Annotated in this window: 11 protein-coding genes; 2 read left to right on the forward strand and 9 right to left on the reverse strand. The window is 74.9% G+C overall.

Translation table 11 applies throughout. The features are described from left to right. Positions 1-206: 206 nt before the first annotated feature. The 3 genes from BS72_RS11970 to BS72_RS11980 all read right to left on the reverse strand — a co-directional run bounded on the left by BS72_RS11970 (position 207) and on the right by BS72_RS11980 (position 2,285). A complete protein-coding gene (locus BS72_RS11970; RefSeq protein ID WP_051950961.1) occupies positions 207-1,256 on the reverse strand; it encodes an iron-containing redox enzyme family protein in 1,050 nt (349 codons plus the stop codon). Continuing rightward, positions 1,253-1,519: a CDGSH iron-sulfur domain-containing protein gene (locus BS72_RS11975; protein ID WP_232792373.1), complete on the reverse strand. Its 267-nt coding sequence runs from the start codon at positions 1,517-1,519 to the stop codon at positions 1,253-1,255. Before BS72_RS11975 ends, BS72_RS11970 begins: the two co-directional genes overlap by 4 nt. Before the next feature lie 88 nt (positions 1,520-1,607). Continuing rightward, positions 1,608-2,285 (reverse strand): HemK2/MTQ2 family protein methyltransferase, encoded by a 678-nt coding sequence (locus BS72_RS11980; protein ID WP_037909261.1) that lies wholly within the window; start codon positions 2,283-2,285, stop codon positions 1,608-1,610. A gap of 1,104 nt (positions 2,286-3,389) precedes the next feature. Between BS72_RS11980 and BS72_RS11995 the strand changes: the two genes are divergently transcribed. Continuing rightward, positions 3,390-5,456 (forward strand): LamG-like jellyroll fold domain-containing protein, encoded by a 2,067-nt coding sequence (locus BS72_RS11995; protein WP_078901253.1) that lies wholly within the window; start codon positions 3,390-3,392, stop codon positions 5,454-5,456. A 145-nt stretch (positions 5,457-5,601) separates the two neighbouring features. Here the strand turns inward: BS72_RS11995 and BS72_RS12000 are convergent, their stop codons facing one another. The 4 genes from BS72_RS12000 to BS72_RS12015 form a co-directional block, all read right to left on the reverse strand. Continuing rightward, entirely contained in the window at positions 5,602-8,280 is a 2,679-nt protein-coding gene (locus tag BS72_RS12000) for a S8 family serine peptidase (RefSeq protein WP_051950962.1), read from the reverse strand. Further along, positions 8,277-8,459, reverse strand: coding sequence for a hypothetical protein (locus BS72_RS12005; protein WP_037909267.1), 183 nt, complete (start codon positions 8,457-8,459; stop codon positions 8,277-8,279). The genes BS72_RS12000 and BS72_RS12005 overlap by 4 nt, the downstream gene beginning before the upstream one ends. Before the next feature lie 424 nt (positions 8,460-8,883). Further along, complete coding sequence (locus BS72_RS36450; protein WP_157856205.1) at positions 8,884-9,219, reverse strand: hypothetical protein; 336 nt, start codon at positions 9,217-9,219, stop codon at positions 8,884-8,886. 247 nt (positions 9,220-9,466) lie between these two features. After that, the gene (locus BS72_RS12015) at positions 9,467-9,979 is read right to left on the reverse strand and encodes a DUF4232 domain-containing protein (RefSeq protein WP_037909269.1); all 513 of its coding nucleotides are present in this window, start codon (positions 9,977-9,979) and stop codon (positions 9,467-9,469) included. A gap of 220 nt (positions 9,980-10,199) precedes the next feature. On the opposite strand from BS72_RS12015, the gene BS72_RS12020 reads away from it, so the two are divergent. Beyond that, positions 10,200-10,589 (forward strand): TraR/DksA family transcriptional regulator, encoded by a 390-nt coding sequence (locus BS72_RS12020; RefSeq protein WP_037909271.1) that lies wholly within the window; start codon positions 10,200-10,202, stop codon positions 10,587-10,589. A gap of 145 nt (positions 10,590-10,734) precedes the next feature. Here BS72_RS12020 and BS72_RS12025 read toward each other — a convergent pair whose 3' ends face one another. Beyond that, positions 10,735-11,064, reverse strand: a complete 330-nt coding sequence (locus BS72_RS12025) for a hypothetical protein (RefSeq protein WP_037909274.1) — start codon at positions 11,062-11,064, stop codon at positions 10,735-10,737. 219 nt (positions 11,065-11,283) lie between these two features. Next, the gene (locus BS72_RS12030) at positions 11,284-12,159 is read right to left on the reverse strand and encodes a class I SAM-dependent methyltransferase (protein WP_078901254.1); all 876 of its coding nucleotides are present in this window, start codon (positions 12,157-12,159) and stop codon (positions 11,284-11,286) included. Positions 12,160-12,170 lie beyond the last annotated feature (11 nt).

The raw sequence follows: 12,170 nt of genomic DNA on the forward strand, positions 1-12,170 counted from the left end.
GCTGGAACGCCATGCGGATGCTTGGGAACGCCGTTCGTAGCTTCTGAACGTCGTATGTGAGCTTAGGAACGCCGTACGACGGGGCCGCCTCGCTCAAGGAGACACGCTGCCCGCCAGGAGGACGCGCGGGTGCGGGGCCGGGGAACGAGGCGCCGCTGCCCGACGCCCGCCAGCCCGAGGCGGCCCGGCCCGGCGGGTGAGCCGCCTCACCGCCCCAGGGCCGGCCCGCCGCCGTCCGCGGCGGCCAGCGGCCGCCGCAGCGCCGACCGGCCCTCGCGCCAGGCCCGCAGCAGGACGGCGCCCAGCCGGTCCTCCAGCAGCTCCGTCGCCTCCACACCGAACGCCGCGTCCGCCGCCAGCCGCGGATCGGCCTCGGCCAGCGGGCCGACCACGTCGTGGCGCACCACCTGCTCGTGGACCGCGTCGGCCTCCACGTGCTCGTCGTAGAAGCGTTCGGCCGAGGCTCCCGCGCCCACCCGCCGCATCGCCGCCGCGAGCAGGCGGGAACCGGGCGAGGAGGCGGTCTCCACCGCGGCGAAGTGGCCGGCGAGCGCACCGCGCAGGGATCGGTGCAGGCCCAGCAGCGACATCAGGTTGACGGTGGCCAGCGCCTCGGCCGGGGCGGCGTCCACGTAGCGGCCGTACGCGTGGTCCAGACCGAGGCCGTCCATCAGGTCGGCGAACAGCCGCGCGTGCACGTCCTCCGCGCGTCCGGCACCGAACTCGTCGAACTCCACGGCCACCATCGCCGCCTTGGCGCGGCCGTGCAGGCGGGGAATGGCCCAGGCGTGCGGATCGGCCTCCTTGAGGTGGTAGACGGAGCGCAGGGCGGCGTACTCCCGCACCTGCCACAGCTCGCCCTCCCGGGCCAGGTAGGCGCTCACGCCGGGGTCCTCGCCCGGCGGGGGCTCGCGCAGGACGCCCTCCATCGCCTCGTCGAGACCGCCGCCGGGAACGCCCGCCCGCAGCGCGGCGAGGAACGGCTCCTCCAGCGCGTTGCGGGCCCGGATCACCTCCGGGTCCCACTCGGCGCCCTCCGCGACCTCGGCGAACCCCTGGTAGTGCAGCTCGTAGAGCATGTGCAGCGCGAGCTGGAGATCGCCCCGGTACGGATCGGCCCGGTCGGCGTCCGCGGGCCCCGGCAGCCGGTCCGGCCCGCCGGACAGGGCGTCGCCGACCGCCCCGGACAGCGCGCCGCGCGGCTCGGGCAGCGGAGGGCTGGCGGCGCGCGCCTCGCGGTAGCCGGCCGGCGTCACGGCTGACCGTCCCGTCCCCGGCGGGGCCCCGCGCAGGGGCGGCCGGCGCGGCGGTGGCTGGTGTCGCACCACGGATAGGCGCGGCTGCGGCGGCAGGTGCACACCGCGACGACGAAGCGGTCCGACCGCACGGTCACCCCGTCGTCCCCCGTCACCTCGACCGGCCCCTCGACGAGCAGCGGCCCGCCCCGCTCCAGCCGGATGCGGCGCGCACGTCCGCGGCCGGACCCCCGGACCTTGTCCTGGCCCGGTTCCCGGTCCAGCCCCTGCCCTCGCTCCCGGCCCTGCTCCGGCGGGTCCCCGGCCGGGCGGGGCCGCCCGCCGGTCCGGCGGCCGGTCCGCCGGCCGCGGTCATCGCTGTTCGGCACGGATCACCACCAGCTCCTCCGTCTGCTGTCCGTTCCCCACCAGGCCCCGGTCGCGCAGCCAGGGCAGCCGGTCGCGCACCACGGGCCCGAACGGCACCCGTCTGCTGTCCACGACACCGCCGCGCATCCCGGCCTCCGCGAGCCGCGCCAGCGTCGCCCGCGCCCCGCACATCCCGGAGTGGACCATCAGCAGGACCCCGCCCGGCCGCAGCGCCGTCGCCGCGGAGCGGCAGGCCCGGTCCACCAGGGCCCGCCCGTCGGGGCCGCCGTCCCAGGCCCGGGCCCTGCCGTGGCGGCCGGGCGCAGGCAGTGGACCAGGGAGGTACGGCGGGTTGCTGACCACCAGGTCGTAGCGGCCCGCCGGTCCCGCCGCGGCCAGGTCCCGGCGGCGCACCGCGACGCGCTGGCGGGACAGGACCGCGTTGAGCCGGGCGCACAGCACGGCCCGGTGGGACACGTCGACGGCGGTGACCCGGGCGCCGAGCCGGGCCGCGCACACCGCCAGCGCCCCGCTGCCCGTGCCGAGGTCCAGTACCTCGCTGCCGGCGCCGATCGGCTCCCGGCGGATGGCGCCGATCAGCAGGCGGGTGTCCTCCTGGGGCGGGTACACACCCGGCAGGGTCACAGAGGGACGGGTCGTGCCGCCCACGAGCAGAGGCATGGGCCACCGCCTTCCCGCCGCCGCGCCCGGTCCGGGGCCCGCCGACCACGTCCGGGTACCCAGCACCCGGCGGGGAACACCCCGGCTCCGGGGGTACCGACCGCATGCACGGACTCGACGGACTCGGGCCTCGTGTCACGCACGGGCGGTGTGATCGGGACGGCCGCGGGTGCGCCGCCGCTCCTTCGGCCGTGTCTCCGGCAGGTGGCGCCCGCCGCCGGCCCGGGTCTCCCGCAGGTGCCGCTCGGCCGCGACGAGGGCGGCGCGGTACGTGTCGTCACAGCCTCGACAGGGTGGAAGGTCCACCTTCCGGCGACCACGTCGCGCCCGACGGTCTCCCGCTCCGGCAGGTCGGCCTCGGCGGCCGCCTCGGCCGCCCGCAACTGCTCCACGCCCCTCCCCGGCAGCAGTTCCGCGCCGCCGGTGAGCTGGTGGAAGACGTGACAGCCGCCGCCGGGCCCATTCCACCGGCTCCAGCGGCTCCGTCAGCGAGCCCAGCGCCTCTGCCACTTCCCGGCTGATCCCCTCCGGTGGTGTGTGCTCCGGACCGACGGGGGTACCGCGTTCTCGCTCACGGATGCCCGCCCCCGCGGTGAACGGGGTGGATGCGGTGGATGGGGCAGACGGGATAGACAGGGTGGACGGGGTGGACGGGGTGGACGGGATAGGCAGGGCGGACGGGGTGGACAGGGCGGACGGGGTGGACGCGGTCGGGCGGTACGAGCCGAGACGGCAGCGGAGTTGCCGGACCGACGGGCGCGGCTCCGGCGCCGCCCGCCCGCGCCCAGCCCGGACCGGGGCACCGCCGACGGGGCGCACGCCCGGCCCGGTCGCCCGGGAAGTGCGGGCCTGCGCGCGGCCGTACGGCGCCGCGCGAGACGTGGCCGACCCCGCGCGGGACGCCGCGGCGACGGCCCCCGCGCTGCCGGAGGTGCCCGTCTACCTGCCAGAACGCCGGTAGGGGGCCCACTTTCACCCCTTGACGCCCGTACGTCGGTAAGCGTTCGCCATACCGCATTTGAGTAGCAAGGTTGCAGTACCCAAACGCCCTTAGCGTTGCGCCGTCCGATCCCCCGTACCACCCCCAGCACTTGGAGCGGGAACATGCACGCCTCCCCAGCGGACGGCCGCCGCAACACCGGCCACGACGACCACGAGGGCCTCGGCCCGGAAGGCGGCCACGCCGTCGACTGCGGCTGCCCGCGCACCGCCGACCTCGACGGGAACGGTCTGGCCGCCGCGAGCCGCCGCACCTTCCTGCGCGGAGCCGGCGCCCTGAGCGCGGGAGCCGGTGCGGTGGCCGCCGGCCTGCTCACCGCGACCCCCGCGCTGGCGGCCGACCGCCCCAACGGGGACACCGGTCCGCTCGGCAAGAAGGACGCGGACGACCTCTACGGCCAGACCTCCATGACGCCCGCGCCGCGCGGCACGTGGAAGCCGGACGCCGACGACCCGCGGTTCACCGTCGTGGTCATGCCCGACACCCAGTACATGTTCGACCAGGACCGCATCCACCCGGTGCCGATGGAGGCGTCCTTCGAGTACGTCCTCGACCCGCAGTCCCGCGAGGGCGGCGACGACGAGAACATCGTCTTCCTGGCCCACCTCGGCGACGTCACCAACAACGGCCTCGCCGAGGAGTACGCGGCGGCCACCAAGGTCTTCGACATGCTGGACAAGGCGGGCGCCTCCTACAGCGTGCTCGCCGGCAACCACGACGTCAGCGGCGACGACCAGCGCGGCACCACGCCGTACCTGGAGACGTTCACCACCGCGCGCGCCCGCCGCTCGCCCGGGTTCCTCGCGGCCAGCCCCGACGGCTACAACACCGCGCACGTCTTCACCGGCGGCGGCCGCCAGTGGATGCTGCTGGCGCTGGACTGGCGGCTGTCGGCGCAGGGCTTCACCTGGGCGAAGTCGGTGCTCGCCGCGCACCCGACGCTGCCGGTGATCCTCACCACCCACGAGATCGTCGGCTCCTACGACGACGGCACCGCCGGCCTGTCCGACTATGGGCAGCAGCTGTGGGACGGCCTGATCAAGGACCACGACCAGATCTTCCTCACCCTCAACGGCCACTACTGGCCGCCCGGGAACACGGTGCTGAAGAACAGCGCCGGCAACGACGTCCACCTGCACATCACCAACTACCAGGACCGCTACTACGGCGGCGCCGGCATGATCCGCTCCTACCGGTTCGACATGAACCGGGGCCGGATCGACGTGGCCACCTTCTCGCCCTGGATCCGCGGGCTGGCCGCACGCGACGAGGCGAACGCCCTGGCCGCCCAGGAGGTGGAGCTGACCTCCGCGGTGGACCGCTTCTCCATGGACATCGACTTCGACGAGCGGTTCGCCGGCTTCGCCCCGGTGGCGGCGCGCGGTTCGCGCCCGGCCCGGCGGATGGTGGTGCCCGGAACGCTCGCGTACTGGCGCTTCGACGAGGGCGGCAAGCCGGGCACCGACGTCGCGGCGAGCACCGTGGTGCGCGACCAGACGGGGAACGGCAACGACCTGGTCACCAAGACCGTCGCCGGCAGCCCCGCGCACGCCCTCACCTGGAGCGACGACCACCACCCCGACCAGCCCGGGCACGCCTCGCTGGTCTTCGCCGGGGAGGGCAACCCGGTCAGCGGCTCCTATCTGCAGACCGTCGACAAGGCCCCGATCAACAAGGAGACCTTCTCCCACGGCTACACGTTCGAGATGTTCTTCAAGCTGCCGGCCGACTGGGACGGTGGCCGCAACGGCTGGTCGTCGATGCTCAGCCGCTGGGGCAACGCCGGCCAGGCCGGGAAGAACGGGGCCGGATCCACGGCGCAGGAGCCGGTGCTGACGCTGAGCCTGTCCAGCTCCATCGAGCTGCAGTGGAACGTCTACCCGCTCAACCAGGACGGCGCGACCACCGCCTGGAGCCACCTGCTCCAGCAGGAGCAGTGGTGGCACGTCGCCGTCGTCAACGACGGCCGGATCAGCAAGCTCTACGTCAACGGCTGCGAGGAGGGCCGCAACCCCACCTCGACGGCCGTCGGCCTGGCCTCCCTGGGCCTGCCGTTCATGGTCGGCGGCTACGCCTGGGACGGCTCGGTCAGCCAGGTCTTCCACGGCACGATCGGCGACGTGCGCGTCAGCGGCCGCGCGCTGGCGCCGACGGAGTTCATGAACGCCTGACGTCTGCAGCGGCATCCGGTCTCCCCCGGCAGCGGGGGAGACCGGCGGAAGCGGCGGTGCCCGGGAGGTCGAGACCTCCCGGGCACCGCCGTCGGCGTACCGGCCGGTCGCCTCCTCCGGCGCGGGCCGGAGGAGGCGGGGCGGCCTACGGCTGGTCGTACCCGGCGGTGCCGTGGACGACCTGGGTGAACTCCTTGCCGCTGGTGGTGAGGTTGAGCTCCACGTCGATCTCCCACCGGCCCGCGGCGGGCGCCGGCGCGACCAGGCGCGCGGTGGCGGTGGTGGCGCCCGAGGCGTCCGTGGTGGCCGTCGCCGCGACCTGCTGGACGACCGTGCCGTTCGGGTCGATGAGCCAGAACGTCATGGGGTTGTCGGCGCTGGCGTCCGGCGTGCTGAACGTGGCGTCCAGGTCCTGCTTGCCGGCCGGGACGTCGATGTCGAACGTGCTGATCTGGCCGACGCCGCGCCCGACACTGCTGGTGATCGTGGTGTCGAAGCTGCCGCCCGCGGAGGGGATGAGGGTGCGGCGGGCGACGGGCACCGAGGTGCGGGCGCCGTCGGCGGCGGTGAACTGGACGGACTCGGGGTGGTCGCCGGGCGCGGCGGGCATCGCCACCCGCAGCGGCACGGTGACCGTGGAGTGCGCCTTGACCCGCGCACCGCGGACCGCCGGCGACGTCACGTAGTGCTGGCCGGTGGTGCGGAACGAGATGTCGCCGGTGTAGGTGCCGGGCACGTTCGGCGGCGACTGGAGGTGCGCGCGGCCGTTGGCCCACAGGATCTGAGCGGTCCAGGTGCCGGCCGTGGGCGCGGCGACCTCGACGTGCTGGATGTCGGAGACGGTGCCCGGACGCCCGGCCTTGGTGGACGCCGTGCCGTAGTCGTAGGAGATCTGGGTCAGGGCGCCCTTGGGGTCGACCAGCGTGAACGACAGGATGGTGGAGTTCGTCGGGTCGGGGATGACCATGTCGGCTTCGAGCCGGTCCAGGCCCTTGGGCACCGTGAAGGTGATCGGGGCCGCGGCCCGGGCGCCCTGGGCGGGAACCGGCAGGCTCGGGTCGGGGGCGCTGACCGGCTCGGTGACGGTCCGGCCGAACTGCTTGACCGCGCTCAGCGAGCGGTAGTCCGCGTTCACCTCGGTGTCCTTGGCGCCGGCGTTGAAGAGCGTCACCGACTGGTCGCTGGTGCCGGCCTTGGCGGTGACGTCCAGCTGGGTCGGCGAGGTCACGACGAGGCCGCCGGCGGCGGCCGGCTTGCCCGCCTGCTGCCGGCCGCCGTGGGCGTGGGTCAGCGTGCTGCCGGGCTCCTGCTGGGCGGCCTTCACCGCGGCGTCGATGTCGAGCAGCCCCGCGCCCTGCTGGTCCGCGGGCGCGCCGACGTCGGTGGCGGTGCTGGTGAGGATGGCCTTGACCAGCGCCGGGGTGGGCTTGGCGCCCTTGTGGGTGTCGGCGTAGGCCTGGATGACGTCGGCCGCGGCACCCGCCACGAGCGGGCAGGCCTGGCTGGTGCCGCCGAACGCCTCGGTCTGGGTGTTGGTCGGGCAGTCGCTGCCGCCGGGGTTGCAGGCCGCCTCACCGCCGTAGCCGGGGGCGACGAGGTCGACCACGCGGTTGTTGGGGGCGGTGCCGCCCGAGGACAGCGGGGTGATGTCGTTGTTGGTCCAGCGGCTGTAGCCGGTGGCCTGCGCGTTCAGCCGCAGCGTGTTGGTGGCGCCGACCGCGATGGCCAGCGGGTCGGTGGCGGGGGAGGAGACGGTGCCGGAGACGCCGCTGTCGCCGGAGGAGACGACGACGGTCACCCCTGCGGCGATCGCCGCGTCGTTGGCGGCGTAGAAGGCGGCGTAGCGGCCGGGCCGCTGGCTGAAGCCGTAGGACTCGGAGATGATGTCGGCGTGCTCGGCCACGACCGCGTGGTCGATGCCCGCGACGACCTCCGACTCCGGCTGCTGCACGGCGTCGCCGGCACCGCTGGGCGGGGTGTCGACGAGGGAGGTGTCGACCAGGGACGCGTCGGGGGCGACCCCCTTGATGGTGAAGGTGCAGCCCGCGGGCAGGCCGGAGTACGGCAGCTCCTTGGAGTAGTCGTAGACGACCGTGCCCTGGCCGGCTATGGAGGAGGCGTCGCCGTAGTACTCGCCGTCACTGTGGTCGGCGGTCGGGTCCGGGGCGTCCAGGACGACCGGAGTGCCGTCCGCGCGGGTGAAGTTGGGGTTGCCCGCGAGTTCGTTGATGCCGTCGTTGGCGACGATCACGCCCTTGCCGGTCGCGATCGAGTTGGCCTCGTCGGCGGCCTTCGGGTCGTCGGACGAGGCGTGGACGACGGACAGCGCCTCCGGCTCGGTGAACGGCTTGGCCGGGTCGGCCGGGCACAGCTTCGAACTGAGCTTGGCCGGCTTCGCCTTGGGCGAGCTGCTCTGCGGGGCGACGGTGACGGGCGCGGCGGGCAGGATCTCGGCGACAGCCGGATCGGCCCGCAGGCGCTTCACCTCCGCCGCGCTCAGCCGGGCCGCCACGGCGTTGACGCTGACCAGCTGGCGGATGCCGGTGCCGCCGTGCGACCTGATGTCGGAGACGATCGAGCTCTGGTCGGAGCGGGTCGCGGTGGTGCGGGCGGCGCCGTGCGCCTTCAGGGTGAGGTCGGCGTGCTGGTCGGCGAGGACGACGATGACGGCGCCGCCCGCGTCCGTGCCCTCCGTGGCGGGGGCCAGGGACGAGGGCGCCGAGGTGGCGGCGGGCACGGCGGAGGCGGCGCCGGCGCCCATGGCGGTGAGCGCCAGGCCCGCGGTGAGGGCGGTGGCGAGGGTGGCCAGCCGGGTTCGGTTCACTGGGCGCTGCTTTCGTCAGGGCGGATTCCCGCAGCGGACGGGGCGGCAGTGGCGGCGACGGCGGTGAGCGGGGCCCGCGGCGGCGCCGAGGAGCGGGCCGACGGTGCGGGCGGGCGGCGGGTACCGGTGAGGCCGGTGACAACGGCGTTGGCGGTGTTGGCGGTGATGACGACTCCCACGTGAAGGTCCGAACGGAACTGTCAGGAGGTGCAAGCCGTGCGGGAGTGCCCAGGGAAGCACTGGGTGTAGTGTGCACGACAATCTGCCGGTGTGGGAACGCCTGATGACCTTGCTTCAACGGATCTTTGAACGCGGGCCGAGGAATTCACCGATCTTGTACCGTTTCCGCCCCGCGGCGCTGGTGGCGCCGGGCCTTGCTGGGCATCCGGGGGTCTGGCGGCCGGGCGATCGGGAGGCCGGGCGGCCGGGTCGTCGGTGAGGCGCTCTCGGGTGAGGCCGAACCGCCCCTGGAGCGGCGGCGGTCGGAGGCGCCGATGTCGGAACACCCCCCGCCCTGGGCTGGCGGAGCCCGCCCCCCGGCGGCCGTGCTCGGCAGGCGGGAAGGGGGCCGCGCCGCCCGCGTCGCGCTGGCCTCCGCTCAGTTCAGGGCAGGAGGTCCCGAACGGCGAGCCGTTCGCGGGCCTGGTCGCGGGTGGGGTCGGGCCGGAGGTGGCGGAAGAGCCGCTGGAGCGGGGCGGTCGCGTTCCTGGCGCGGCGGAGTGCGCCGAGCCGGTCGGTGGGTAGCGCCCGCAGGCGGCCGCTCAGGTCGCGGGTGCGGGCCGGCGTCAGCGTCAAGGCGGCGAGGATGTCCGCTGCGAGCAGGTCGGGATCCCAGTCGGGGTCCCCGCGGTCGGGGCCGAGGCGCTCGATGACGAACGCCCGCAGCCTGGAGCCGTTCCCCGCCCGGCGGGTCCGCTGCCAGTGTCCGTCGCCCGGCATGCGGGCGCTGACCTGGAGCGAGAGCTTGGCCCACCGCTTGCGCGACTCGGCGTCGAGGCGATCGTCCTGGGCGTGGGAGACGCCGACCCCGCGGACGCGTTCGAGCTGCTGGCCGTGGTGGCCGGGCCTGCCGGCCCGCGCCTGGACCTCCTCGAAGGTCCAGGCGTGCGACGTTTCGGACCGGCCTCCTCGTGCCCGCTCCCCCCTCCGCGGGTCAGTCGTGCCGTACGGTGCGCGCCGCCGGATTTCAGGCGCCGGGCTGGACCGGACCGACGAGGGTGCCGGCGGCAACCTGGAGCGCGCCGTCGGCGAAGGAGGTGCCGGGGATCTCCCCGTCCGGGGCCTGGAGCGTGAACGACGCCTCGTCCGCGGCGACACCGCGGCCGCTGTCGGGAACCTGGATGTCGAAGTGCACCGGGTGGCCGGGGCCGAAGACCACCACGCCGTCCTGGTCGCCGTAGCGGCCGGCGGTGACGCCGGTGTCCGCGCCGCCGTCCGAGAACCGCGCGTCGGTGGGCGAACCGGCCAGCTCGCACGGCTCGTAGCCGCGCGGCGCCGTCAGGGTCACGCGGTAGTGGCGGTGCCCGGCGGTGCCGTCCGCCTCGGTGATCTCCGCGAGGTGGTTGGCCGGACGGCAGGCCGAGGGGGCGGCGGCGCGGGGCACCGCCGGTACGGCCTGCGCGACTCCCGCACCCGTTCCACCCGCCAGCGCGGCGGCGGTGGCGGCGACGGCGGCGGCGATCCTACGGCTGGTACGCATCGTGCGTGCTCCTTGCCTCGCTTGACGGTGCCGGCGAGTTCCGTACCGGCGCCATGGTCAACGCCATTCCTGCCCGCTCCCGCCCGTCGGGAATGTCCCAGGATCGCCACATTCGCGTCTCGGGTGGGTGGCGGCTCTCGCGGGCGGACCGCTGCCTCCTGAGGGTGAGATGTCCGGGCTGTCCGGGAATGCGCGCCCTTGCCGGGGTGTTCGCACGACCATGGACGCCGAGCCCGCCGCCAGCCGCCAGCCGTCCCCGGACGGCGAGGCGGTGCGCGTCCGGCTTGCCGTGGAGCGCGCGAGCGAGCAGGCCCGGATCGAGGCCCTGAGCCGCGAGTTCGACGGCATCGTGGCGGCCGGCGCGCTCGTCGCCGTCGACGACGAACACGACCCCGAGGGGTCGAGCACCGCTTTCGAGCGCGCCCACGTGGCCTCGCTGCTCGACCAGTCGCGGGACCGCCTGGCCGCGCTGGACCGGGCCGCCGAGCGGCTCGCCGAGGGAACCTACGCCCGGTGCGAGCGGTGCGCCGGCCCCATACCCGCCGAGCGGCTGGAGGCGCTGCCGGCCACGACCCTGTGCTTCGGCTGCGCCTCGGCCGGGCCGCGCTGAGGGGCAGCGTGGCCCGTGCCCGGGCTCACGTCCGCGGCGAACGGTACGGGGCCCGATGGGGCGGCGGCCGCCGGCGTTGCGTGACACCCCCGGCGGGCGCGGGTGGCCGTCCGCGCCCGCTCCTGCCGTAGCGGCCGCGGGGGGATCAGGAGAAGACCACCGACCGCGTCTTGAGCCGGTCGCCGAGCTTCTTGCCCGGGGTCATGACGTAGTAGACGTCGCCGCCGCAGTCGGCGTCGAGGTAGACCGTGGCCGTCGACGTGGTCAGGTTCTCCGGAGCGAAGCCCGGCGCCTCCTCGGTCGTCCACGGGAGGTCGATGCACACGCCGCTCTCCGGGTCGGGCAGGCCCACGGGTACCCCCGGGCCGACCTTGTAGTAGAAGTCGCCGGTCGCGGCGTTCGCGGAGACAGGGACGGCGAGGACCAGCGCGAGCGCGCTGGCGGCGGCGAGCGCGATGTTGCTGAAGAGACGCATGAGAAACGACCCTTTCAGGGCGGAACCCGGTTCAAGGTGAGTCATCGGTACAAGATCACCCTAGACTTCGCGTATCAGCAGAAACGTTTCCCAGCGCTCAGCCTTTCGGGTGATGTGAGAAGCGAATCGCCGCAGCCGACCGGAAGTCCGGTACGGACGAGCCCGCCGCCCAGGTGCCGTTGGCCGCCGCCGTGCCCCGCACCTCAGCGCGCACCGGGTTCATCCGAGGCGGGGGCCGGGGCCGGGGCCGGGGCCGGGTTCGGGGCCGGGGTTCGGGGCCGCCCGGGGCTTCCGTCCCCAGGCGGTGAGCAGGCCGGCCGACAGCGCGGCGCACCCGTCGGAGTCCAGGTAGCGGAGCGCCTGGTCGAGGGCGGCGTCGTCGACCAGGCCGGTGGCGACCATCGCCGCCCTGCCGCGCTCCCAAGTGTCCGCCCAGAAACGGCTGATGGGGGTGCCCGGCCGGAGCGGCGGTACGTGGATCCCGGCGCCCACGGCCTCCAGACCTGCCCCGCGCAGCAGTTGCGGGTACGACGGTACCCAGGAGACGTCGGTTCCGATGGTCGCCCGCAGCCCATCCCACATGGCCAGCATCGCCGTGCTGTACGGGGTGGCGGGCGCCCGGTCGCTGGTCAGGTCGACGGCGTCGCCGAGTACGAGCACCCCGCCGGGCGCGACGAGGTCGGCCAGGGCCGCGACCAGCCGTTGACGGTCGGGCAGGTGCATCAGCACGAAGCGCGCGTGGACGAGCTGGAAACGGCCCGTGACGGCGCCAGGGGCGGTGATGTCGGCCTGGAGCACGTCGAGCCCGGGCACGGGCTCCCGGCGCAGGAAGCGCACGTCGCGGTCGACGGCGAGCACGCTCGTCACCCCGGCCTCGGCCAGCAGCCGGCGGGAGACCGTGCCCGTGCCGGCGCCGACGTCGAGGCAGCGCCACCCCGGCCCGGCGCCGAGCGCGCGCAGGTGCGCCATCGTGACGTCGTCGTAGGCGAGGGCGCCGAAGTCGACGCGCTCGCCCTCCCCTGCCTGTCCGGGACGGAAGACGGCCTCGCCGTAGCGCCCGCCCGCCGGCCCGTCGTCCCGGGAACCGCCGGTCATGCCGCCCCCGG

The organism is Actinacidiphila yeochonensis CN732 (assembly GCF_000745345.1).
Lineage (GTDB): Bacteria > Actinomycetota > Actinomycetes > Streptomycetales > Streptomycetaceae > Actinacidiphila > Actinacidiphila yeochonensis.

What these genes read in the sequence shown, in the direction of transcription:
- BS72_RS12020 (WP_037909271.1), top strand. Translation starts at nt 10,200, where the DNA reads ATGGACGCCGAGCCCGCCGCCAGCCGCCAGCCGTCCCCGGACGGCGAG.
- BS72_RS11980 (WP_037909261.1), bottom strand. Translation starts at nt 2,285, where the DNA reads ATGCCTCTGCTCGTGGGCGGCACGACCCGTCCCTCTGTGACCCTGCCG.
- BS72_RS12015 (WP_037909269.1), bottom strand. Translation starts at nt 9,979, where the DNA reads ATGCGTACCAGCCGTAGGATCGCCGCCGCCGTCGCCGCCACCGCCGCC.
- BS72_RS12025 (WP_037909274.1), bottom strand. Translation starts at nt 11,064, where the DNA reads ATGCGTCTCTTCAGCAACATCGCGCTCGCCGCCGCCAGCGCGCTCGCG.
- BS72_RS11995 (WP_078901253.1), top strand. Translation starts at nt 3,390, where the DNA reads ATGCACGCCTCCCCAGCGGACGGCCGCCGCAACACCGGCCACGACGAC.
- BS72_RS12030 (WP_078901254.1), bottom strand. Translation starts at nt 12,159, where the DNA reads ATGACCGGCGGTTCCCGGGACGACGGGCCGGCGGGCGGGCGCTACGGC.
- BS72_RS36450 (WP_157856205.1), bottom strand. Translation starts at nt 9,219, where the DNA reads ATGCCGGGCGACGGACACTGGCAGCGGACCCGCCGGGCGGGGAACGGC.